The following is a 23038-nucleotide window of genomic DNA, read 5'->3' on the forward strand; positions in this document are numbered from 1 at the left end:
GGCATGACCGTCTTGCCTATGTACATGGCCAGGAACGGCTTCGATCCGGTTCCCGAGCTGGTCGACGCTCCGCGGGTGAGCCGGGTCCGGACGCCGTTCGGGGTCGACGCCTGGCTGGTGTCCCGGCGCGACGACGTGCGCGACGTGCTCTCCGACACCGGGCGGTTCAGCAACGCCCGGCGGCTGCGTGATTTCCCCGGCTTCGAGGACCTGGACGACGAGCAGTTCGCCCGGGTCCGCGCGGGCAACCTGCTCAGCTTCGATCCCCCCGACCACACCCGCCTGCGCCGGTTCCTGACGGCGGAGTTCACGGTCCGGCGCGTCCGGGCGCTCGAACCGCGCGTGCGCGAGATCGTCGAGGAGCACCTAGACGCGATGGAGCGCACCGGTCCGCCGGTCGACCTGGTGTCCGCCTTCGCCCTGCCGGTGCCGTCGCTGGTGATCTGCGAGCTGCTCGGCGTGCCGTACGGCGACCGCGACGGGTTCCAGCAGCGCACGCGTGAACTGCTGGACATCCGCACGACACCGCGGGAACGGCGCCGGCTCGGTGACGAGTCGCGCGCGTACATGGCGACGCTCGTCGAGCGGGAACAACGCGACCCCGGTGACGCGCTGCTCGGCTCGCTGATCCGCGAACACGGCGACGACCTGTCGACCGACGAACTGGTCGGCATCGCGCTGTTGCTGCTGATCGCCGGGCACGAGACCACGGCGAACATGCTCGGCCTGGGCACGCTCGCGCTGCTCCGCGCTCCCGCGCAGCTCGAACGGGTCCGCGAGGACGACGACGCGGTCGCGCCGGCCGTCGAGGAGCTGCTGCGGTGGCTGTCGATCGTGCACGCCGGCGTGTTCCGCACGACCGTCGCCGACGTGGAGTTCGGCGACGTGCGGGTACCCGCCGGTAAGCTGGTGCTCTGCTCGCTGGCCGCGGCCAACCGGGACGCCGCCACGGTCGACGACCCCGACCGGCTCGACATCGGCCGCGGCGAGATCGGGCACCTCGCGTTCGGGCACGGTGTGCACCACTGCCTGGGGGCGTCGCTCGCCCGCGTCGAGCTGCGCATCGCCTACCCGGCGCTGTTCCGCCGGTTCCCGGGCCTGCGCGAGGTGCACGCGGAGTTCCGGGCGTCACACGCGATCTTCGGCTTGGAGAGCTGTGTCGTGACGTGGTGACGGTCCCGTACTCTCCGGCGTGGACAGTGTGGAGTGGTTGATCGGACTGGCCGTCGTCGCGATGGTCACGGCCGGTGTCGCCGCCGCGGGCAGCCGGCGGCGCCAGCGCCGGGTGGTGGGCGGCGAGACCGTGCGGTGTCACACCACGCTGGCCCTCGGCGACGAACGGCCGCCGTGGTGGCGGGGCGGGCGCGGCGGATGGCTGCACCTCTCCCCCGGCCGCGCCGAATGGCGGAGCGCCCTCGGCCGGAGACACCTCGACCTGTCCGGCGCGCGGGTGCACGCGGTCAGCGGAAGCGCGGGCACGTACGGCGCGGCCGGTGACACCGATCTCCGCCTGACCCTCCCCGACGGCGGGCTGGTGCGGCTGGACCTCAAACGCCGGGACGCGGTGACGGTCGCCGCGGCGCTGTCGACCCGGACGCCGCCCAGCCGGAGCCCGGTGCCCCCACGCCGGCGGCGGTGGCCGGTGATCGCGCTGGCGCTGTGCGGCGCCTGGCTGCTGACCTGGGCGCTCACCGGCACGATCGTCGACCGGGACTGGACGTTCGTCCTCGCGCTCGTCGGCACCCCGCTCGGGATCGCGGGCCTGACCGGGCTGGCCTACGACCACGGCGACCGGCGCACACCGCGGCGGAGCCTGCGGGCGCCGGAGCGTCCGCTCGAACCCGAGCTGCCCGCGCCGGACGAGTTCCGGTTCGAGGCGCTCGCCCCGTACGCGGCCCGGGAGGCCAGGCCGTACGTGTGGCTGGACCCGCACCGGCCGGACGGCATCCGGCTGCACCCGGGAGGGCGCGAGGTCCTGGATCGGCTGGGGTTGCCGTTCGGCCTCCTGATCTTCGTAGTGGCCCTCACCCGCCCCACCGACGTCACCGGCGGCCGCGCGATCGTGACGCTCGGCGCCGCGCTGCTGCTCGGCGTCTGGGCGCTCCAACGGGTCCTCGCGCTGTTCCCCGCCCACCGCGCGCTGCGCGTGCTCGCCGGGCAACCCGGAGAGGCGGTGTCCGGGCTGGTCGTCGCGCGGCCGGACGGAGAGCCGGTGCTGCTGCTCAGCGGCGCCGACCGGCGCCAGGTGCCGCTGCGGCGCCCGCTGCCGGCCGCCGCGCTGGACTTCACCGGACCGCTCCGGCTCCGCTCCCACGGCCGGCTGTTCACGTTCGAGGACGTCCCCGGCGTCGCGCTGTTCCCCGACGGCCCGGTCACCCCGTTGCCCGACGACGAGCTCACGACGCTCGTCGACTCGGCCGGAGCCCTCCGCCGCGAGGGGAAACGTGTCGCCGCCGGTTACCGCGTCTGAGGCCCCTTGACAGTGGAAGCTAATCGCATTAGCTTTTAGCTAAGCGAGTTAGCCAGTCCCCTCCTGGAGGCAGACATGACCGAGTTCCTCACCGTCGACGGCGGCACCATCGCCTACGACGTCACCGGCACCGGACCGCTCGTCGTGCTCGCGCACGGCATGGGCGACAGCCGCGCGTCGTACCGGTTCGTCGTTCCGCAGCTGGTGGCGGCCGGCTACCGGGTCGCCAACGTCGACCTGCGCGGGTGCGGCGAGTCGAGCGCCGTCTGGCCCTCGTACACCCGCACCGACATCGCCGGTGACCTGCTCGCGGTCGTCCGGCACCTCGGTGGCCCGGCCGTCCTGGTGGGGCAGTCGATCTCCGGCGGTGCGGCCACCGTGGCCGCGGCGCAGGCCCCGGACCTGGTGGACGGCATCGTCGAGATCGCCCCGTTCACGCGCAAGCAGGCGCTCAGCTTCGGTGCCCTGCGCTCGAAGCGGTACCGCACCGGCCTGCTCCGGCTGGGTCTGATGGCCGTTCTGGGCAGCACCACGTGGTGGCACCGCTACCTCGACCACGCGTTCCCCGGGCGCAAGCCGGCCGACTGGGACACCCAGCTGCGCAACAACCAGGCGATGCTGGCCGAGCCGGGCCGGATGAAGGCGCTGCAGCGCATGGGCCAGACCCCGGCCACCGACGCCGGTGCGCAGCTGCCCAACGTCCGCGTCCCGGTGCTGGTCATCGAGGGCTCGCTCGACCCCGACTGGGCCGACCCGCGGGTCGAGGGTCAGGCGATCCTCGCCGAGCTGCCGGCCGGTGTCGGCACGCTCGAAGTGATCGACGGCGCGGGCCACTACCCGCACACCCAGTACCCGGACGAGACCGTCGCGCTCCTGCTGCCGTTCCTCAAGGCCAACACCCACCGGTGACGATCGGGAAAGATGGCGGGCATGCGACGCGTAGTGGTGATCGGGGCGACGGGGCACATCGGTAGCTACCTGGTGCCGCGGCTGGTGCGGGCCGGGTACGAGGTGATCGCGCTGAGCCGGGGCGAGCGTGCCCCGTACCACGACGAGCCGGAGTGGCAGTCCGTCCAGCGGCTGACCGTCGACCGGGACGCCGAGGACGCGGCCGGGACGTTCGGCGCCCGGGTGGCCCAGCTGGAGCCGGACGCCGTCGTCGACCTGATCTGCTTCACGCCCGAATCGGCGCGACAGCTCGTCGACGCGCTGCGCCCGACCCGTCCGCTGCTGTTGCACTGCGGGACGATCTGGGTCCACGGACGCGCCGCCGGCGTACCGGTCACCGAGGACGAACCACGCACCGGCTACGGGGAGTACGGCGCCGGCAAGGTCGCCGCCGAGGCGCTGCTGCTGCAGGACACCGGCGTGCCGACCGTGGTGCTGCACCCCGGTCACATCTCCGGCCCGGGCTGGCCGGTGATCAACCCGGCCGGCAACCTCGATCCGGACGTCTGGCGACGGCTGGCCACCGGTGAGCCGCTCGCGCTCCCGGCACTCGGGCTCGGCGTGCTGCACCACGTGCACGCCGACGACGTCGCCCAGGCGTTCGAGAAAGCGCTGACCCGGCCCGACGCGGTGGGATCCAGCTTCCACGTGGTGGCCGAGCGCGCGATGACCTCCCGTGGGCTCGCGGCCGGTGCCGCGGCCTGGTTCGGCCGCGAACCGGTGCTCGAGCTGGTGGAGTGGGCCGAGTTCGAGAAGCAGGCGGGGCCCGAACACGCCGGGGTGACGCGCGACCACATCGAGCGCAGCATCACCGCCGACATCACCCGCGCACGGACCGTGCTCGGGTACGCGCCGAAGTACAGCGCGCTGGACGCCCTCCGCGAATCGGTCACCTGGCTCGCCGCGAACGGCCACGTCGACGTGAAGTTCTAGGCGCAGAGGGCGTTGTCGACCAGGCGGTCGGCGGCGCGCTGCTGGGCCAGGACGTGGTCCGGGGAGTCGGCCATCGCGCTCGTCATCGAGACCAGCGCGCTCCGGCGGCCGTCCCCGGTGACGCCGGTGACGAGGATGAAGCCGCCGTCGCCGCCGTCGTGCCCCCACCGGTACCCGCCGCACGGCAGCGGACGACGCACCAGGCCGAGCCCGTACCGCCCGCCCGGCCAGTAGTGCCCGGTCGCTTCGTCGAGCGGGACGGTCTTCTGCATCTCGGCCAGCTGCGCCGGGCCCAGCAGCCGTCCGCTCAGCAACGCGCGGAAGAACCGGTCGAGGTCGCGGGTGGTGGAGATGATCGAGTCCGGATCGCTCGGCACCTGCTCGGTGACGTCGACGATCTGCGTCGGCGAGAAGTGCTGGTAGGCCCGTGCGGACGGGGACGGCACGATCGGCGAGGCGCCGGGCCAGGTCGTGCCGGTCAGTCCCAGCGGGCGGACGATCCGGTCGGTGATCTCCTCCGGCAGGGTGCGCCCGGTGACCCGCTCCACGAGCGCGTCGGCGAGCAGCGCCGCGGTGTTCGAGTAGCCGAACTTCGTCCCCGGCGGGAAGTCCAGCGGGTGCTTCAGCGAACGGGCGACGAGTTCGTCGCGGGTGTGCACGTCGTCGCGCTGCTCGCGGTACTCCGCGGGCGTGGTGTAGCCGGGGTGGTCGTCGTGCAGGCCGCTGGTGTTCTGCAGCAGGTGCCGCACGGTGATGCCGGCGGGCACGTCGGGCAGCCAGCGGTCCACCGGGTCGTCGAGCGACAGCCGTTCTTCGGCGACCAGTTGCAGCGCCACCACGGCCGTCATCGTCTTGCGGGTGCTGGCGATCCGCAGATGCCCGTCGGCGGGCATCGGCTCGCCCGTCGTGCGGTCGGCGACACCGCTGGTCGCGGTCGTGACGCGGGGCCCGTCCGCCGCCTGCGCCTGCACGCCGACGACGCCGAGCGCGCGAATGGCGTCGGCATCCCGTTGCAGCGCAGCCGGTGGGGCGGGGGTCAGGCTCAGGACCAACGCCAGCAGAATTTTCATGTCTCCGACGCTAGGTTCGGCGCCCGCCGCGATCGATGGAGCCAGCCGCCCGGGCCGCGGTAGAGCTGGGTTGACCTTCCGTCGACGTCAACGTTTAGCGTGCGGGCCCATGCGCGCTCTGCAGCAGCACTCGTTCCGGGGGCCACGGGACCTGCGTCTGGTCACCGACGTGCCGGTGCCGACCCCCGGCCCGGGCGAGGTACTGATCCGGGTGACCGCGGCCGGCGTGAACCTGGCCGACGTCACCCAGACCTACGGCCGCTACGGCGGCGGGCCGCAGCCGCCGTACCTGGCCGGGTTCGAAGGCGCCGGTGAGATCGTCGCGCTCGGCCCGGGAACGACCGGGTTCACGGTCGGTGACCACGTGATCGGCACCGGGTACGGCGCGTTCGCCGAGTACCAGGTGCTCTCCGACGCCACGCCGGTGCCACCGGGCTGGGACGACGAGCAGGCGCTCGGGCTGATGCTCAACTGGGGCACCGCGGTCGCCGCGCTGAAGCCGCTCGGCCGGCTCGCCGCCGGGGAGACCGTGCTGATCCCCGCGGCGGCGGGCGGCGTCGGGCAGGCCGCCGTGCGTGCCGCGGTCCACTACGGAGCGACCGTGCTCGCCACCGCGTCCCCGGCGAAACACGACGTGGTCCGCGCGCTGGGGGCCGAGATCGTCGACGTGCGTGACCAGCGCGACGTCGACCTGGTCCTGGAGTCGATCGGCGGTGACACGTTCGCGGCGTCGCTGGCCGCCGCCCGGCCGTTCACCGGCCGGGTGGTGGTCTACGGGCTGGCCTCCGGCGAGGCCGCGGTCACCAACCACCAGCTCGTCTTCGACCACCCGGTGCAGGTGGTCGGCCTGCACATCGGGAGGCTCCGGACCGACGCGCCGGACCTGTTCGCCGCGGTCGTGTCCGAGCTCGAGACGCTCCGCGCGGCCGGGGTGCTGACCCCGGGCACGCCGACCGTCCACGACCTGGCCGACGGGCCCGAGGCACTACAGCGCCTCGAAACCCGCCGGACCATCGGCAAACTCGCCCTCAAGCCCTAGGACCTAGCCGACGAACGGGCGTTTCCAGTTCTTCGGGTCGCCGGGGTCGTCGACCAGATCCACCGTGGACGCGGCGCGACGCGCGGCGTCGGGTTCGATCACCGGACCGGAGCCCGGCACGGCCACCGGAACCACGCCCACCACGTCCTCCTTGGTCGGACGGGCGACGGCGGCGTCCTCGGGCACCGAGTTCGCCGCCCCGCTGTCGTACTCGTCGTCTCCGGCCAGTACGTACGGGGTGGACGACCGCACCGCGTCGGGGGCGTTCGTGGCCGAGACCGTGACCCAGCTCCCGCCCAGCCAGCGGCCGTCGGAGTTGAACTTCAGCACGCCGGCGTACAGGCCGTCCGGACCGCTCATCGTCGCGGCCCTCGCCAGTTTCAGGCCACCGAACGCCGGGACGGTGAACGGCATCCGCACCGGGTCGTTCGCCGCGGTCCGCACGGCCTTGGCCAGCCGCACGGCGAGGTCGACCGGGTCCGACGAGTCGTGGATCCGCACGGTGGCCCATGCGGTCGGTCCCCAGAACCACCACAGCTGACCACTGCGGTCCGAGGCGCCGTCCGGTTGCAACCAGTGGCTCGGATTGCCGTCGTCGTAGATGCTCGCCGCGTTCTTCGACGGCCATCGCTCGTCCGGTAGCACCTGACCGGTGCCGTTGATGCTGATCGTGGCGAGCGGGGACAGCCCCTTCGTGAGCAGCGTGATCCGCTGATAGGTGACGGCGGACTCGTGCTCCTCGGCCACCACCCCGTCGGGGCGCCAGTCGAGTTCGAGCGCGAACCGGGTCGGGTCGAACACGTGCTTCGGCGACAGGTTGAACTCCGCCGGCGCGATCGCGACCGGCGTCGGCTCGTCGTTCCGCAGCGTCGGCAGCAGCGCCAGCACCGCACCCAGCGCGACGACGAACGCGCCCGCCGTCAACACGCTCACCCGGCGACGACGGCGACGACGCTTCGCCCCGGCGAGCACACGCTGCGGATCGACCCGGCTGGGCGGCGGTTCGTCGGCGACCAGGGTGTGCAGCAGCCTTCCGACCTGGTAGTCGTCCATCGTCAGCTCCTCGCCGCCGCGGCGGCGTCGTTCTCCGTCAGGGCTTCACGCAGCTTGGCCAGCCCGCGGGCGGCCTGGCTCTTCACCGTGCCCGGACTGCAGTGCAGGGTCTCGGCGGTCTGCTCGACCGAGAGGTCGCAGTAGAAGCGCAGCACCAGCACCGCTCGTTGACGCGCGGGCAGGTCGCGGAGCGCGTCCCGCACGACCAGGCGTTCGGCCACGTCGGGCGGCGCGGCGGTGGCCGACTCGGGTGGTCGGTCGAGCAGCACCACCCGGCGGGACCAGGCCGTCCGCTGCTCGCCCAGGAAAACGCGGACCAGCACGGTCCGCGCGTAGGCGATCGGCTCGCGCGCCGCGGCGGCCTTCGCCCAGTGCAGGTAGACCCGTTCCAGCGCGCCTTGGACGAGGTCATCGGCTCGATGCCAGTCCTGGCACAGCAGGAACGCGACCCGCCGCAAACTCGGTAAGACCCGGTCGACGTACTCCAGGTACGCCTCGTCGTCGGCTGACACCGAACCTCCAGCTCTCGCGTCTCACCCTCCTGATGCGGACGGGCTCGATCCGGGTTGCACGAGATCGGCGGCATTCTCGAGCGCGTCGGCCGCGGAATCGCGCTGTTCCGGCGTCAGGACGACGTCCCGAACCCGCCGCAGCAGGTCGTCCGCGGTGGCCCCGTCCCCGAGCACGGTCGCCAGTTCGGCGCGGTACACCAGCACCTCGATCAGCGCGACCGGGTCGTCGGCGGCGTCGGGCCGCTTCAGCGCGGTGTCGAGGATCCGCGCTCCCTGCTCGGCGCGTCCGCGGGAGTCGGCCTGCACGACCGCGTTGGCCAGCGCCGTGCGCATCGGGCCCACGGCCGCGTCGGACCCCGCTTCGCGATTGACGACCCGGATCCAGTTCCCACCCGGGTCGACGACGCTGAACCCGGTCACGCCGTCGGCGTTCTTGCGTGCCCGCGGCCGGGTCATCCGCGGGATGCCGGACACCAGCACTCGGCCGTAGGCGGCACGCATACCCGCGGCGAACGCCCGGTGCAGGCCGGCCACGTCCGACGTCACCACCAGGCAGGAGCCGTAGGACTGCGCCGGATCGAAGCCGGGCAGCTCGAAGAAGTGCAGCCCGATGGCGTCGCGCTCGACGACCACGTGCGGGTTGGGTTTGCGCTGCTTGTACGTGGTGCGGAAGCCCAGCACCAGATAGAACGCTTCGACGTCGTCGATGGAGGAGCAGGGCAGCAGGGGAACGGTCACCTCGTCGGCCATGCCTTCGTTCCTAGGCGACACGGCAGCCCATGTGCACATAGATTTGTCCGTTCGGCGGAGGGCTCACTCGTGCAAATAGGTGAGGACGGCGCGTACGCGGCGGTGGTCGTCGCTGCTCTCGGCGGGCAGTCCGAGCTTCAGGAAGATCGAGCCGATGTGTTTGCTCACCGCCTTCTCGGTGACCGTCAGCGCCCGGGTGATCGCGGCGTTCGAGCGGCCCTCGGCCATCAGGGCCAGCACCTCGCGTTCGCGCGGGCTCAGCCGGGCCAGCGGCGTCCGCGCGAGCAACCGGCGCACCACCTGCGGATCGATGACGCACTCCCCGGCCGCGACCCGCTCGACCGCGTCGACGAACTCCGCGACCCGGCCGACCCGGTCTTTCAGCAGATAACCGACGCCCGACACGTCGGCCGGCTCGAGCAGCGATTCGGTGTACCCGGCGGCCACGTACTGGCTGAGCACCACCACCGGCAGCCCGGGATGCTCCCGGCGCAGGGCCAGCGCGGCACGCAGCCCCTCGTCGGTGAACGACGGCGGCATCCGCACATCGGTCACGACGACGTCCGGGCGCTGGTCCGACACCGCGCGCGTCAGCGCGTCGACGTCACCGACCGCGGCGACCACCCGGTGACCGAACCGGGTCAACACGGCGATCAGCCCCTCGCGGAGCAGCACCGCGTCGTCGGCGAGCACTACACGGAGCACGGCAGCTCCAGGCGCAACACGGTCGGGCCCCCGAGCGGACTGGTCAGCGTGAGCCGGCCACCGCGCCTGTCGACCCGGTCGGCGAGGCCGGTCAGCCCCGACCCGTCGGCCGGGTCGGCACCGCCGACACCGTCGTCGCGGACCTCGACGGTCAACCACGACCGCTGCACCGCTCCGGTGACCGCGATCCGGTTCGGCCGCGCGTGGCGCATCGCGTTCGTCAACGCTTCCGCGACGACGAAGTACGCGGTCGACTCGACGGCCGCGGGCAGCCGCCCGTCGACGTCGATCGTCACGGTCAGCGGCACCCCGCAGGCCTCGGCGAGCTCCGCGACCGGGTGAGCGTCCCCGGCCGGAGCAGGGAGTCCGCGACCCAGCCGGCCCCGGACGCCACCACCCGAACCACACCCCACCCCACCGCCAGCACGACGACCAGCGGAAACACCAGCAGCGGCCCGGGCTCCCCGGTGAGCGACATGACCAGCAGCAGGATCGGCAGAGCGACCGCCACCGCCGTGCCGACCACGTTCGCCGCGAGCAGCACGGTCGCCAGCAACCCGACGTGCGCCACGTCCCGCCAGGTCACTCGCGCGTCCGGCGGTACCGGCCGGCCCAGCAGCGCGAGCCGCCGACGCTCCACCGCGACGAGCGGCCGGATCGCCGGCGGCACCAGCAACGACACCCACGCGAGAAGGCCGACGCCCACGCCGGAAACCACGTAGGCGAGCGCCCGGATTCCCTTCACGACGGTCACGGTACGGATCCGGAGCCGCCCCGGCAGTGGGGTGCACTCCCCGATCGGAACGGGGTCGCCGCCCACTGCGCCCGACCGTCCCCAGCCGCTTCCCTGAGCCCCATGACCACACGACTTCTCGCCGGGCTCGCCGCCCTCGCGCTGATCACCGTCGGTGCCACCGCTCCGCCCGAGCCGGCCGGGGCCACGGCTCCCTCCGAGCCGGCCGGGGCCACGGCTCGCTCCGAGCCGGCCGGGGCCACGGCTCCGGCGCGGTTCACGCTTCCCGCGCCCACCGGTCCCTACGAGGTGGGCACCGCCGCGCTGCACCTGGTCGACGCCTCCCGGGCCGACCCGTGGGTGCCCACCGACCGCTCCCGCGACCTGATCGTCCAGCTCTGGTACCCGACGTCCCACGCACGGGGCTACCCCGCGGCGCCGTGGCTGACCCCGGCCGCCGCCCGCGCCTACGAGCGGTCGAACCAGCTGCCGACGTTCCGCTGGCCGATCACCGCCGGCCACCGGGGTGCACCGGTCGCCCCGGCACCGCACGGCTGGCCGGTGCTGCTCTACTCGCACGGGCTCGGCGGCCACCGCGGCGAGGCCACCGCGCTGGTGCAGGGCCTGGCCGGCGAGGGCTACCTGGTCGTCACGATCGACCACGTGCACGACGCGCGGGTCGTCGAGATGCCCGACGGGCACGTCGAGACCAGCGCCCTGCCCGAGCTGACGCCGGCGAACGAACTCGCGGTCACGACCAGGGCGATCGAGGCCCGGGTGGCCGACACCCGGTTCGTGCTCGACCAGCTCGCCGCGCTCGACCGCGGTATCGTCCCCGGCGGCGTGGCGTTGCCGCGTGGGCTGCGCGGTGCGTTCGACGAGCGGGCGATCGGCATGCTCGGGCACTCCGACGGGGGCGCGACGACGGCCGCGGCGATGCGCGCCGACCGCCGCATCGCCGCGGGCGTGAACCTCGACGGCACGCTCTGGACCGCGGCGGCGCAGCAGGGCTCCGACCGGCCGATGCTGCTGTTCGGCCGGGCCGGCCACGACCGCACGACCGACCCGACCTGGGCGAGGTTCTGGGCCCGGCAGCGCGGACCGAAGCTCCAGCTGAACCTGGCCGGTTCCGGCCACGGCGCCCACCTCCAGCACCGTCCCGAGCGACTGCCGAACTACCCCGAGGTGACCGCGCTACGGTGACGGCCATGTTGTTAGGCGACCCGGCCCAGACCTTCCAGGTGAACGCGGAGACGATCATCGCCCAGCAGTTCGATCCCCGCCGGTATCCGCACCGGCATCTGGTGATCGTCGGGGCCGGGTCGCCCTCCTGGATCGACCAGACGCTCCGGGTGATGGCGGCGGTGGAGATGCTCACCACGGCCGGGTTCGAGCTGGTGTCGGTGGCCGAGAACGAGCAGGCGCACCTCCGCTACGCGGTGCTGCGGAGGTCAGTCCCGGCTGCGTAGCCAGGTCAGGACGGCCAGGACGCGGCGGTTCCCGTCGGTGGCCGGGGGCAGGTCGAGCTTCGTGAGCACGTTACCGACGTGTTTGCCGACCGCGGCCTCCGACAGGAACAGCCGCCGCGCGATCGTGGCGTTGGAGTGTCCCTCGGCGACGAGTTCGAGGACTTGGCGTTCCCGGTCCGAGAGCCGGGCCACCGGGTCCTTGCGCCGCCGCAGGAGCTGCCGGACGACGTCGGGGTCGACGACCGTGCCCCCGTCGACGATCCGGCGCAGCGCGGCGATGAAGTCCCCGACGTCCACGACGCGGTCCTTGAGCAGGTAGCCGACCCGGCGGCCGTCCGCGGACTCGAGCAGGTCGGTGGCGTACGCGTGCTGCACGAACTGGCTGAGCGCCACCACGGCCAGCCCCGGGTGACGTTCACGCAGCGTGAGGGCGGCACGGAGGCCTTCGTCGAGGAAACCCGGCGGCATCCGCACGTCGGTGATCACCAGCTGCGGCTCCAGCCGGGCCACCGCGTCCAGCAGCGCGTCGGCGTCACCGACGGCGGCCACCACGTCGAACCCGAACCGGCCCAGCACACCGGCCAGTCCTTCGCGGAGGAGCACACCGTCCTCGGCCAGCACGGTCCGGATCAGGTCCACGGCAACTCCACCCCTAGTGTCGTCGGGCCGCCGTCCGGGCTGGACAGCAGGAGCCGGCCCCCGGCCGCCGCGACCCGGTCGGCCAGCCCGGTGAGGCCGGTGCCGCGATCGGGCGACGCTCCCCCGCATCCGTCGTCGCTCACCAGCACCGTCAGCAGCGTTCCGTCCCGGCGGAGCGTCACCGTCGCCGACGACGCCCCGCTGTGCTTCGCGACGTTCGTCAGCGCCTCGGCGACGACGAAGTACGCCGTGCCCTCCACGTGCGACGCCGGCCGCCCCGGCAGCGACGCGTGCACGGTCACCGGCACCGCGCTCCGGTCGGCCAGCTCGCGGACGGCGTCGGGCAGCCCGAGCTCGGTGAGCAGCTGGGGACGGATGCCGTGAATGAGCTCACGAACCTCCACCATCAGGTTCTTCGCCTGCTGGTGGGCGTCGGCGACGGCCTCCGCGGCCGGCGTGCCCTCGTCGATCAGCATCCTGGCCACCCCGAGTTGCAGCGAGAGGCTGACCAGCCGCTGCTGGGCTCCGTCGTGCAGGTCACGCTCGATCCGCGTCCGCTCGGCCTCGAACGCGTCGACGAGCCGGGCCCGTGACCGCGTCACCTCGACCAGTTCCTCCGACTCACCGAGCAGTGCACGCGCGACCGCGCCGTGCGCCCAGGCCGCGACGCCGAACAGGTAGGGCAGCACAGGCAGCGCGAGCAGCGCGGTGACCGTGTAGGGCAGCGCCTCGGACACCGTGGACACGGTCCCGAGACCGAGCGCCACCGGCCCGTCCCCCACCGCCAGCGGGGCCAGCACCCAGCCCACGACCAGCACGACGACGAGGAACAGCGCGCCGTAGAGCACCGGGCCGGCGGTCAGGAGCAGCACCGCGTACGCGACCTCCCGCCAGGTGGCGGCCTCGGTGTAGCGCGTGCGGAGCCAGTGCTCGGCCCGCGCCGGACGATGTCCGGACCGGACGCCCCGGTACCCCAGCAACCGCAACCGCGCCCGCTCCACCTGGGCGAGCGGCACGGCCACCAGCGGGCCGAGGCCGACGACGAGCACCACCCCCGGCACGACCCACACCGGCTGGAGCCGGGAGAAGGCCAGCAGCACCGGCAGGCCGAGCAGCCCGAACGGCACCGCGGCGGCCACACCGACCGGCACGGTCGACACCAGGTACGCGATCGCGCGCCACGGCCCGGCGGTGAGCAGGTACCGGCGGTCGAGAACGTTCACCGGCGCCAGTCAACCGGCCGCCCGGCCCGATGTCGGTAGAGCCAGGTCTACTCCGGGCCGATGGCTACGGTCCGTGTGCCGAACCCGCCCCCGCTGATGTGCTCGGAGGCATGAGATTCCCCCTGGTACCGATCCTGGCGGCGGTCGTCGCCTGCGCCGCCTGCACCGACGTGAGCTCGATCAACGAGACCAGCCAGGACCGGCGTTCGTTCCCGCTGTCCGGGTCGGCGCTCGTGGTCGACGCGGCGGGCACCAGCGTCCGGCTCGTCGCGGGTTCCGGCGAGGACGTCGGCGTCGACCGTGAACTCACCGGCAAAGCCACCGCCGACGGGCAGGCGTCCTGGTCGATGAGCGGCAACCGGCTGACGCTCCGCGTCACCTGCAGCGGCTTCGTCCCGGACTGCAGTGGGCTGCACGTCGTGCACGTTCCGACCGGGACCGCGGTGACGATCACGAGTGACTCCCCGGTCCGCGCGGTCGCCCCGTCCGGCGCGTTGACCGCGACGGTCACCGGCAGCTGGCTGCGGGTCGAGGACCCCGCCGGGGTGCTGCGCCTGCGTGCCGAACAGTCGGTGACCGTCACCGGCGCCACCGCGAGCGACGTCACGGCCGCGTCGGAGAGCCGGGTCGAGCTCGGTTTCCGTACGGCACCGGAGCACGTCGACGTCCAGGCGACCGACCGGGCCACGGTCACGCTCCCGAACGGTCCGGAGACCTACCGGGTCGACTGCGCCTGCACCCGGTCGAACGACCCCGCGAGCGCGCGCACGATCACCGTCCGGGCACGCACCGCCCAGGTCCGGAGGGCCGCGTGATGCTGGAACTCGTCGAACTCACCAAGGACTACCGCAACAAACCACGCGCGGTCGACGACGTCACGCTGCGCCTGGAAGCCGGTGTGCTCGGGCTGCTCGGCCCGAACGGCGCCGGCAAGTCGTCGCTGATGCGTATCGCCGCGACCGTGACCAGGCCGACCCGCGGCCGGGTGCTGTTCGACGGCGTCGACGTGGTCGCCCGGCCCGACGTGCTGCGACGCACGCTCGGTTACCTGCCGCAGGACTTCGGCGTGCACCCGCACCTGACCGCGGTGGAGTTCCTGTCGTACCTCGCCGCGGTCAAAGGGCTGTCGCGGCGCTCGGCCCGCCGGCGCATCCCGGAACTGCTGGAGCTGGTGAACCTGAGCGCGGCGGCCAAGCGACCGCTGGGCGGCTACTCCGGTGGCATGCTGCGTCGCGTCGGCATCGCCCAGGCCCTGCTCGCCGACCCGCGGGTGATCGTCGTCGACGAACCGACCGCCGGCCTCGACCCGCAGGAGCGCGTCCGGTTCCGCACGCTGCTCAGCGACCTGGCGTCGGACAAGGTCGTGGTGTTGTCGACGCACATCGTGTCGGACCTGGAGACCGTCACCGACGACATCGCGGTGCTCGCCGGCGGCCGCCTGGTGCACCGCGGGAGCCTCGACCGGCTGCTCGGTGCCGTGGCCGGGCAGGTGTGGGAGATGACCGTCGCACCGGCCGACGTGGCGAGGGTGCAGGCCGGGCACGTGGTCACGAGGCTGATCCGCACGTCGTCCGGGGTGCGGGTGCGGGTGCTCGCGCCGTCCCCACCGAGTCCCCGCGCCGAGCCGGCCACCCCCGACATCGAAGACGCCTACCTGGGCCTGGTCCGATGATCCTCGCCGTGGCCATGGCCGGCTTCCGCGAACGCCGTCGCCGCCCCGCCTACGCGGTCGTCCTGCTGGCCGCGGTCGGCCTGGGCTACCTCGCGATCCCGGCGCCCGGGTCACACTGGACGATCGTCAGCCTCGGCGGTTACCGCGGTGTCTACAACAGCGCGTACACCGGCACGGTCGCCGCGTTGGCCGGCGCGCTCTGGCTCTGCGTCGGCGGCTTCTTCGTGGTGCGCACCGCGCTCGCCCAGGACCGGGCCACCGGCGTGCGCGAACTCCTCGTCGCGTCCCGGATGCGTAGCGCGTCGTACCTGATCGGCACGTTCCTCGGGAACTTCCTCGTGCTCGCGTCGATGGCCGGAGCGCTCGCCGTCACGGCCGCGCTCATGCAGCTGGCCCGAGCCGAGTCGACGGCGCTGTCCCCGGTCGCGCTGCTGACGCCGTTCGTACTGCTCACGCTGCCGGTGCTCGCGGTCACCGCGGCTCTCGCCGTGCTCTGGGAGACCGTGCCCGGGCTGCGCGGGGGGTTCGGGAACGTCGTCTGGTTCGGCGTCGCGCTGATCGGGATGATCGCCGCGCAGTCGGCGACCGCTCCACTCGGCGGCCTCGGCACCGGCCTGCTGACCGACTCGCTGCGCACCGCGATGACGGCCCAGGGCCTGCGGCCGGAGGAAGGCGCGATCGGCTTCATGTACCTCGACACCGCGCCGACCACGTTCCTCTGGACCGGCTTCCCGGTCACCGCGGGTCTCGTCGGCCAGCGCGTGCTGCTCGCGCTCGGCGCGGTGGTGGTGGCCGTGCTGCCCGCGCTCTGGTTCGCACGGCTGAGCCCGCTCCGGTCGTCCGGTGGTCCGCAGCGGGCGGTGCCCGGTCAGCCCCAGGACTCGTCCTCCGCTGATGCGGTCGCTTATTCGCGCGGTGCCGAGGCGGCCCGATCGACCTTCGCCCGACTGGTCCTCGGGGAGGCCAGGGTGCTGCTGGCCGGCGTCTCGCGGTGGTGGTGGGCGGTGGCCGCGGTGCTGTTCGTGGCGGCGATCTTCGTCCCGTCGCGGGCGTTGCTGCTGGCGTCGTGGGGCTGGCCGGTGCTGGTGTGGTCGCGGCTCGGCCTGCGCGGCCGCGACGTCGGTGTCGACGCCCTGCTGGCGGCCGCGCCGCGGCCGGTGGCCCGGCTGCTGGCCGAGTGGGTGGCCGGGGTGGTGTTCACGGCCGCGGTCGGCGGCGCGGCGATCGTGCGCAGCGCACCGGAGGCGTGGGCCGGTGCGCTCTTCGTTCCGTCGCTCGCGCTGCTGCTCGGGCTGGTCAGCGGTGTCCCCCGACTGTTCCAGGCGCTGTACCTGGCGCTCTGGTGGTGCGTGGTCAACGAGTTCGCGTTCCTCGACTACCTGGGGGCCGTGCCCGGCGGCCCGAGCCCGCTGGCCATCGCCGCCGCCTCCGCCGTGCTCCTCGCGCTCGCGACCGCGGTGACCACCACCCGACATCGCCTCCGCTGACCGACGTCGGCTCCGCGGACCGGAACCGGCTCCGCGGACCGGAACCGGCGTGGGCTCCGCGGACCGGAACCGGCGTCGCGGGCCGGTGGAACCGCGTGGAACCGCCGGGGGTGGCGGCGGAACCGCGACGGAACCGCGGCGGAGCCACGGTCCTCGATCGTCATCGGCAAGCCCATGACGGAGGAGGAACCGTGACCAGTCCCCAGCCGGCGATCGCAGTCGCCGGGCTGCGCAAGTCGTTCGGCGAGCAGGTCGTGCTCGACGGAATCGACTTCGAGGTAGCCGCCGGAACCACGTTCGCACTGCTCGGCCCGAACGGTGCCGGCAAGACCACGACCGTCCACATCCTCTCGACGCTGCACGCGGCGGACGGCGGCGACGTGCGCGTCGCCGGGGCCGACCCGGCGAAGGACCCCGACGCCGTCCGCCGGGCGATCGGCGTGACCGGCCAGTTCTCGGCCGTGGACGGGCTGCTCACCGGCGCCGAGAACCTGGCCCTGATGGCGCGCCTGCACCACCTCGGACGCGCCGACGGCCGCCGCCGGACCCGGGAACTGCTGGAGCGCTTCGACCTCACCGACGCCGCGAACAAGCCCGCCTCCACGTACTCGGGTGGCATGCGGCGCCGCCTCGACCTGGCGATGACGCTCGTCGGCGACCCCCGGATCATCTTCCTCGACGAGCCGACGACCGGCCTCGACCCGCGCAGCAGGCAGACGATGTGGGGCGTCATCCGGCGGCTCGTCGCCGACGGCGTGACGATCTTCCTGACCACGCAGTATTTGGAGGAAGCCGACCAGCTGGCCGACCGCATCGCGGTCCTCGACCACGGCAAGCTCGTCGCGCTGGGCACGGCCGACGAGCTGAAGCGCCAGGTCTCCGGTGGTCACGTCCGCCTCGTCTTCGCCGACCTCGCCGCGCTGGAGGCCGCCGCCGCGGTGCTGCCCGAGGCCGAGCGGGACGGCCTGGCGCTGACCGTGCCCGGCAACGGCAACGTCCGCGCATTGCAGGCGCTGCTCGACCGGCTGTCCACCGCCTCGATCGAGGTCGAGGAACTGTCGCTGCACACGCCCGACCTCGACGACGTGTTCTTCGCGCTCACCGGCGCCCCCACCGCTTCGAAGGAGACCGTGAAATGACGTACGCCCTGAGTGACTCCCTGACGATGTTCCAGCGGAACATCACGCACCTCCGGCGAAATCCGACCGCGATCATGGTCTCGGTGCTCATCCCGGTGTTCCTGCTGCTGCTGTTCGTCGGCGTCTTCCGCGCCCTCGGGCAGGCCGCGTCGGGCGACGGCGAGTACATCGACTACCTCGTCCCGGGCATCCTGCTGATGACGATCGCCTACGGCGTGCAGTCGACGACGCTGGCCGTGAACCAGGACATGACCGAGGGCGTGATCCAGCGGTTCCGCACGATGGCGATCGCGCCGTCGTCGGTGCTGACCGGCCACGTGCTGGCCGCGGTGATCCGGACGCTGGTCAGCGTCGCGCTGGTGCTCGGCGTCTCGCTGGCGCTGGGGTTCCGGCCGGACGCCGGGCCGCTGGACTGGCTGGCCGTGCTCGGGCTGGTGACGCTGATGTCGGTGGCGCTGGCGTGGCTGTCGGTCGCCGTCGGGCTCGCCGCGCCGACCGTCGACTCGACCGGCGGTTTCCTTATCGTCATCCAGCTGCTGCCGTTCATCAGCAGCGCGTTCGTCCCCACCGACACGATGTCCGGCGCGATCCGCTGGTTCGCCGAGAATCAGCCCTTCACGGTGCTGATCGACACCATCCGGGCGCTGTTCTCCGGTGCCGCGGTCGGCTCCGACGGGTGGGTCGCGGTCGCCTGGTGCATCGGGCTCACGCTTGTCGGATTCGGGTGGGCGCGGGCGGCGTTCCGGAAGATCCGCGTCCGCTGAGCGCGGCGTGGTTCGCCAGCAGGGTCCGGGCGACGGTCGGGAGCTCGTCACGCGTGAGCGTGGCGTACTTCTCGACCGCCGCCCGATAGGCGTCGGTGTCCACGACCCGGTCGCGGACGCGGGCGACGCTCGACGCCGACGACGGGAAGCCGCCACCGGGGCCGCACCGCTCGGCCAACGCGATCAGGTCGCCGGCCGGTCGTACCGCCGCGAGAGCCGACAGCGCCGCGCCGCAGGCCGACAGCGACGGCGCCGGATTGTCGGCCAGGAGCGTCGCCGGATCGATCTCCGGGATCAGGTCGAGCCGATCGGCGCCGGCGTGCGCCAGCACCGCGGCGGCCTGGGCCTCCGCCGCCCACGACAGCCCGGACGAGGTCAGATCGTCGGAGGCCTTGGCGATCTCGACCACCGACCGCCACAGCTGAAGACCGGTCCCGACGTCACCGCGCTGCAGCGCGAGTTCCGCACGCAGAGCGAGGTCGAACCCGTACATGGTGGTGCGTTCGTCGGGATCGTGGAGCATGCACTCGGCCAGCCAGCGCTCCGCCTCGTCGATCCGACCGGCCACCAGGTTCGCGAACACGAGCGCCCACCGGATCCGGGTCGCGGTCGCCCAGGCCCCCAACTCGGTGAAGACGTCGAGGACGACGCTGAAGTGCATCCGCGCCTCGTCGGTGCGCTCGATGCCGAGCAGTTCGCCGACCCGCGAGTGCGCGGCCGCGCGGATCCACCGGTTGCCGGTGTCGCCCAGGACGTGGAGCGCGCGTTCGGCGGCGGCCAGTGCCTCGGTGCGATCCCCCGTCCCCTCCGCGCTATAGCTCAGGACGCTGTTGGCGACCGCGCCGAGCATCGGCTCGGACCGCTCCGCGAGTTCACGCACCTGGTTCAGGTCCCGGCAGCGCAGCACCGCGTCGGCCGCGCCGATCAGCGTGGTGGGCGCGGTCGGCGGGAGACGCCGTGCCGTGACGATCGACCGGACCGCGCGTTCGGGCTGCAGCAGGAGCGCGCTGATCGCGGTCAGCACCATCGCCACCCGCGCCACCTCGACGCTCTCCGGGGCGGGCCGGTAGTGGGACAGCACCCAGCCCGGATCGTCGACGAGCGGCAGCAGCTTGCCGAGGTTCGACTCCACCATCCACAGGCCACCGACCGCGGCGACCATGGCCGCGACGGTCGGGCCGTCGCGGCGCTCGACCGCGATCCGGAGCGCGAGCGCGAGGTTGTCCTGCTCGGCGCGGACCAGCCGGACGGTGCGGATGAAGTCCGGCCCGAACAGGCCCTCGTGATGTGCGACGCCGAAACCGCGGGCCCAGGCCAGGAACCGGTCGTCGACGCTGTCGGTCTCGCCGGACTCGGCCCGGCGCAGCGCGCTGAACTCACGCACCGTCTCGAGCATGCGGAAGCGTAGTTCGGAGCCGGTCTCGACGACCGTGAGCAGGGACTGGTCGACGAGGTGCTCGAGCGTGTCGCCGTCGATGCCGAAGTCCTCGGCGGCGGCGCCGGTGAAACCACCGGGGAACACCGACAGCGCACGCATCGCGGCCTGGCTGGACGGCGTCAGCAGGTGCCAGCTCCAGTCGATCACCGCGGAGAGCGTCCGGTGCCGTTCCGGCGCGTCCCTGGACCCACCGCGCAGCAGCGTGAACCGTTTGTTCAGCCGGTCGGCGATGTTCCGCACGGAGAGCGCGCGGATCCGGGCCGCGGCCAGCTCGACGGCCAGCGGCAGGCCGTCGAGGTGGCGGCAGACCTCGCGGACGACGTCGTCGGGCAGGTCGGCACCCGGGCGCACCGCCAGGGCCCGCTGGCGGAACAGCTCCTCGCTGTTCTCCGGGCTCAGCTCGGGCAGCAGGTGGACCGCCTCGGACGAGAGGCCGAGCGGGGTGCGGCTGGTGGTGAGCACGCGCAGCTGCCTGCTCCTCGCCACCAGGCGGTGCACCAGCTCGGCCGCGCCGCGGATCACGTGCTCGCAGTTGTCCAACACGAGCAGCGCCGAGCCGAGCGCCTCGGCGAGTGCGTCGACGGCGTCGGTCGGACCGGTCACCACCCCGAGCGCGGTCATCACCTCGCCGAGCACGTCGTCGTCGGTGGCCACCCCGGCCAGCGGGACGAAGTGGACGGTGGTGCGGTCGGCGGCGCGGGCCACCGCCTGCGCCAGGCGGGTCTTGCCGAGCCCGCCGATGCCGATGATCGACGTCACCCGGGACGTGCGGATGAGCGCGGTGACCGCGGCGAGGTCGGCGTCGCGGCCCAGCAGTGGGTTGGGGTCGAACGGGATGCCGTGGTGCTCGGCGCGGGCCTTCGGCCGGAGCAGCTCGGCGTGCGCCGCCTGCAGCTGCGGGCCCGGGTCGGCGCCGAGCTCGTCCCGCAGGGCGCGGCGGTAGGTGTCGTAGCGGGCCAGCGCGGCGGCGGGGCCCTGGGTCGCGGCCTCGGCGCGGAGCAACTCGACGAGCAGCTCCTCGTCGCGCGGTGCGTCGGCGGCGAGCTCGGTGAGCGGCCCGATCGCGTCGGCCCACCGCTCGAGACGCGCGAGCGCGAGCGCCCTGGCCCGGTGGAGCGCCGCGCGGGTGCCGGCGCGGTCCGCACGCAGCTCCCCGAGCGGATCGGTGGCGGCCGCCGGGGTGTCGGCGCCGAAGAGCGCCAGGCCCGCTTCGGCCGACTCCAGCGCGACCGGGTGCGCGCCCCGCCGGGCCGCCGCGGCCGCTTCCGAGGCCCGGAGCAGCACCGCCGACGTGTCGACGTCCTCGTCGGCCAGCGCGAGGCGGTAACCCCTCGGCGTGCTCACGATCAGGTCGGGGCCGAGCGCCGCCCGGGCCCGGAACACCAGCGCCTGCAACGCCTTGGTGGGATGTTCCGGCCGCTCGTCCGGCCAGAGCTCGTCGATCAGCCGGTCGGAACTCTGCCCGGCCCGCAGCTCACCGGCCAGCAGAGCGAGGAGGCGCTGTACCCGGGGACCCACCACGTCGACACCGCGATAGGCCACCCGGGCCAACAGAGCGAGCTGGACCGTCACACGTTCAGGCTAGTGACCTCCGCCGGGGCCTCGCGCCGCTGACGGAGCAATCCGAACGCGAGGGCGAACGCGGCGGCGAGCAGGGCCGTGCCGACCGCGAACGCCGCGTGGTACCCGCCGGTCAACGCGGCGGCGCGACCTTCGTCGAGCAGCGACTCGGTGCGAGCGGCCGCGATCGTGGAGAGCACCGCGACACCCACCGCCATCCCGATCTGCTGCGTGGTGTTGAACAGCCCGGACGCGAGCCCGGCGTCGTCGGCCGTCGCGCCGGACATGCCGAGCGACGTCAGCGCGGGCAGCGCGAGCCCGAAGCCGGCGGCGAGCACCATCAGCGGCAGCAGGTCGGTGACGTAGTCGGCGCGCACCGGGACGCGGGTCAGGAGCGCGAGCATCAGGATCAGCAGGCCGATGCCGGCGAGCAGGACCCTCCGCTCCCCGAACCGGGCGTTGAGCCGCGCGGCCACCCCCAGGGACACCGCGCCGATCGTCAGCGCGGCCGGCAGCATGGCCAGCCCGGTCCCGGTGGCGTCGTAGCCCTGCACGTTCTGCAGGTACAGCGCGAACAGGATCTGGAAGCTGAACAGCGCCGCGACCATCAGCACCTGCACCCCGTTGGCCACCGCGACGCTCCGGGTCCGGAAGATCCGGAGCGGCATCAGCGGGGTGGCCGCGGTGGCCTGGCGCACCACGAAGCCGGCCAGCAGCGCGAGCCCGGCCACACCGACGAGCGGCGACCGGGTCACCACCGCGTAGATGCCGGTCATCAGGCCGCTGGTCACCAGCACCGCGCCCAGGACGTCCGCACCGGCCTCGAGACCGATGCCGCGGTCGTTCGGCAGCGCGGGAATCGCCAGAGCGACCGCGGCGACGCCGATCGGCGCGTTGATGAAGAAGATCCAGTGCCAGCTCAGCGCGTCGGTGAGGACGCCGCCGACCACCTGGCCGATCGAGGCGCCGGCCGCGCCGGTGAAGCTGAAGACCGCGATCGCCACCGACCGTTCCTTCGCCTCGGTGAACAGCGTGACGAGGATGCCGAGGCTGACCGCGGCGCTCATCGCGCTGCCGACGCCCTGCAGGAAGCGGGCCACGATCAGGGCCTCCGCGCTGGTCGCCGCGCCGGCGAGCAGGGAGGCCAGCGTGAACACGATCGAGCCGGCCAGGAACATGCGCTTGCGGCCGATCAGGTCGCCGAGCCGGCCGGCGAGCAGCAGCAGGCTGCCGAACGCGATCAGGTAGGCGTTGACCACCCAGCTCAGCCCGGCGGTGGAGAGTGCCAGGTCGGCCTGGATGGCCGGCATTGCGACGGTGACGATGCTGCCGTCGAGCACGCTCATCAACAGGCCGGTGGCGATCACACCGAGAGCGATCCAGCGGGACATGACGGTCCTCCTGTATTGGCTACAGGTCGGACTCTAGTAGATA

At 73.3% G+C, this 23038-nt stretch carries 23 protein-coding genes; 12 read left to right on the top strand and 11 right to left on the bottom strand.

Annotation, left to right across the window (positions count from 1 at the left end; all coding sequences use genetic code 11):
* Positions 1-3 precede the first annotated feature (3 nt).
* The 4 genes from ABD437_RS06375 to ABD437_RS06390 all read left to right on the top strand — a co-directional run bounded on the left by ABD437_RS06375 (position 4) and on the right by ABD437_RS06390 (position 4351).
* Positions 4-1173 (top strand): cytochrome P450, encoded by a 1170-nt coding sequence (locus ABD437_RS06375; protein WP_344647790.1) that lies wholly within the window; start codon positions 4-6, stop codon positions 1171-1173.
* A gap of 19 nt (positions 1174-1192) precedes the next feature.
* Positions 1193-2470, top strand: coding sequence for a hypothetical protein (locus tag ABD437_RS06380; protein WP_344647791.1), 1278 nt, complete (start codon positions 1193-1195; stop codon positions 2468-2470).
* A gap of 75 nt (positions 2471-2545) precedes the next feature.
* Positions 2546-3379: an alpha/beta fold hydrolase gene (locus ABD437_RS06385; RefSeq protein ID WP_344647792.1), complete on the top strand. Its 834-nt coding sequence runs from the start codon at positions 2546-2548 to the stop codon at positions 3377-3379.
* 21 nt (positions 3380-3400) lie between these two features.
* A complete protein-coding gene (locus ABD437_RS06390; protein WP_344647793.1) occupies positions 3401-4351 on the top strand; it encodes an NAD-dependent epimerase/dehydratase family protein in 951 nt (316 codons plus the stop codon).
* Here the strand turns inward: ABD437_RS06390 and ABD437_RS06395 are convergent.
* On the bottom strand, positions 4348-5421 hold the full coding sequence (locus tag ABD437_RS06395) for a serine hydrolase domain-containing protein (RefSeq protein ID WP_344647794.1): 1074 nt from the start codon (positions 5419-5421) through the stop codon (positions 4348-4350). The two genes, ABD437_RS06390 and ABD437_RS06395, sit on opposite strands and share 4 nt — an antisense overlap.
* A 109-nt stretch (positions 5422-5530) precedes the next feature.
* Between ABD437_RS06395 and ABD437_RS06400 the strand changes: the two genes are divergently transcribed.
* Positions 5531-6460, top strand: a complete 930-nt coding sequence (locus ABD437_RS06400) for an alcohol dehydrogenase catalytic domain-containing protein (protein ID WP_344647795.1) — start codon at positions 5531-5533, stop codon at positions 6458-6460.
* Between the two features lie 3 nt (positions 6461-6463).
* On the opposite strand, the gene ABD437_RS06405 is transcribed toward ABD437_RS06400, so the two are convergent.
* The 6 genes from ABD437_RS06405 to ABD437_RS06430 form a co-directional block, all read right to left on the bottom strand.
* Complete coding sequence (locus ABD437_RS06405) at positions 6464-7513, bottom strand: hypothetical protein (protein WP_344647796.1); 1050 nt, start codon at positions 7511-7513, stop codon at positions 6464-6466.
* 2 nt (positions 7514-7515) lie between these two features.
* Complete coding sequence (locus tag ABD437_RS06410) at positions 7516-8025, bottom strand: SigE family RNA polymerase sigma factor (protein WP_344647797.1); 510 nt, start codon at positions 8023-8025, stop codon at positions 7516-7518.
* 21 nt (positions 8026-8046) lie between these two features.
* Positions 8047-8775, bottom strand: coding sequence for a VOC family protein (locus tag ABD437_RS06415; protein WP_344647798.1), 729 nt, complete (start codon positions 8773-8775; stop codon positions 8047-8049).
* A gap of 63 nt (positions 8776-8838) precedes the next feature.
* Entirely contained in the window at positions 8839-9480 is a 642-nt protein-coding gene (locus ABD437_RS06420) for a response regulator transcription factor (protein ID WP_344647799.1), read from the bottom strand.
* Positions 9468-9788: a sensor histidine kinase gene (locus ABD437_RS06425; protein ID WP_344647800.1), complete on the bottom strand. Its 321-nt coding sequence runs from the start codon at positions 9786-9788 to the stop codon at positions 9468-9470. Before ABD437_RS06425 ends, ABD437_RS06420 begins: the two co-directional genes overlap by 13 nt.
* On the bottom strand, positions 9779-10225 hold the full coding sequence (locus ABD437_RS06430) for a hypothetical protein (protein ID WP_344647801.1): 447 nt from the start codon (positions 10223-10225) through the stop codon (positions 9779-9781). The genes ABD437_RS06425 and ABD437_RS06430 overlap by 10 nt, the downstream gene beginning before the upstream one ends.
* 111 nt (positions 10226-10336) lie before the next feature.
* On the opposite strand from ABD437_RS06430, the gene ABD437_RS06435 reads away from it, so the two are divergent.
* Together ABD437_RS06435 and ABD437_RS06440 are read left to right on the top strand one after the other, a co-directional pair.
* Positions 10337-11416: an alpha/beta hydrolase family protein gene (locus tag ABD437_RS06435; RefSeq protein ID WP_344647802.1), complete on the top strand. Its 1080-nt coding sequence runs from the start codon at positions 10337-10339 to the stop codon at positions 11414-11416.
* Positions 11417-11421: 5 nt separating this feature from the next.
* Positions 11422-11682, top strand: coding sequence for a hypothetical protein (locus ABD437_RS06440; RefSeq protein ID WP_344647803.1), 261 nt, complete (start codon positions 11422-11424; stop codon positions 11680-11682).
* Here the strand turns inward: ABD437_RS06440 and ABD437_RS06445 are convergent.
* Together ABD437_RS06445 and ABD437_RS06450 are read right to left on the bottom strand one after the other, a co-directional pair.
* Entirely contained in the window at positions 11665-12312 is a 648-nt protein-coding gene (locus ABD437_RS06445) for a response regulator transcription factor (protein WP_344648164.1), read from the bottom strand. The two genes, ABD437_RS06440 and ABD437_RS06445, sit on opposite strands and share 18 nt — an antisense overlap.
* Positions 12312-13544 (bottom strand): sensor histidine kinase, encoded by a 1233-nt coding sequence (locus ABD437_RS06450; protein ID WP_344647804.1) that lies wholly within the window; start codon positions 13542-13544, stop codon positions 12312-12314. Before ABD437_RS06450 ends, ABD437_RS06445 begins: the two co-directional genes overlap by 1 nt.
* A 110-nt stretch (positions 13545-13654) precedes the next feature.
* Between ABD437_RS06450 and ABD437_RS06455 the strand changes: the two genes are divergently transcribed.
* The 5 genes from ABD437_RS06455 (at position 13655) to ABD437_RS06475 (ending at position 18606) form a co-directional block, all read left to right on the top strand.
* The gene (locus ABD437_RS06455; RefSeq protein WP_344647805.1) at positions 13655-14359 is read left to right on the top strand and encodes a hypothetical protein; all 705 of its coding nucleotides are present in this window, start codon (positions 13655-13657) and stop codon (positions 14357-14359) included.
* The gene (locus ABD437_RS06460) at positions 14359-15216 is read left to right on the top strand and encodes an ABC transporter ATP-binding protein (RefSeq protein WP_344648165.1); all 858 of its coding nucleotides are present in this window, start codon (positions 14359-14361) and stop codon (positions 15214-15216) included. Before ABD437_RS06455 ends, ABD437_RS06460 begins: the two co-directional genes overlap by 1 nt.
* Entirely contained in the window at positions 15213-16703 is a 1491-nt protein-coding gene (locus ABD437_RS06465; protein WP_344647806.1) for an ABC transporter permease, read from the top strand. The genes ABD437_RS06460 and ABD437_RS06465 overlap by 4 nt, the downstream gene beginning before the upstream one ends.
* A 191-nt stretch (positions 16704-16894) precedes the next feature.
* Positions 16895-17842 (top strand): ATP-binding cassette domain-containing protein, encoded by a 948-nt coding sequence (locus ABD437_RS06470; protein WP_344647807.1) that lies wholly within the window; start codon positions 16895-16897, stop codon positions 17840-17842.
* Positions 17839-18606: an ABC transporter permease gene (locus ABD437_RS06475; protein WP_344647808.1), complete on the top strand. Its 768-nt coding sequence runs from the start codon at positions 17839-17841 to the stop codon at positions 18604-18606. The genes ABD437_RS06470 and ABD437_RS06475 overlap by 4 nt, the downstream gene beginning before the upstream one ends.
* Here the strand turns inward: ABD437_RS06475 and ABD437_RS06480 are convergent.
* A complete protein-coding gene (locus ABD437_RS06480; protein ID WP_344647809.1) occupies positions 18548-21616 on the bottom strand; it encodes an ATP-binding protein in 3069 nt (1022 codons plus the stop codon). The genes ABD437_RS06475 and ABD437_RS06480 overlap by 59 nt on opposite strands.
* Positions 21613-22995: an MFS transporter gene (locus ABD437_RS06485; RefSeq protein WP_344647810.1), complete on the bottom strand. Its 1383-nt coding sequence runs from the start codon at positions 22993-22995 to the stop codon at positions 21613-21615. Before ABD437_RS06485 ends, ABD437_RS06480 begins: the two co-directional genes overlap by 4 nt.
* Positions 22996-23038 lie beyond the last annotated feature (43 nt).

Source organism: Cryptosporangium japonicum, from assembly GCF_039524755.1.
Classification (GTDB): Bacteria; Actinomycetota; Actinomycetes; order Mycobacteriales; family Cryptosporangiaceae; genus Cryptosporangium; species Cryptosporangium japonicum.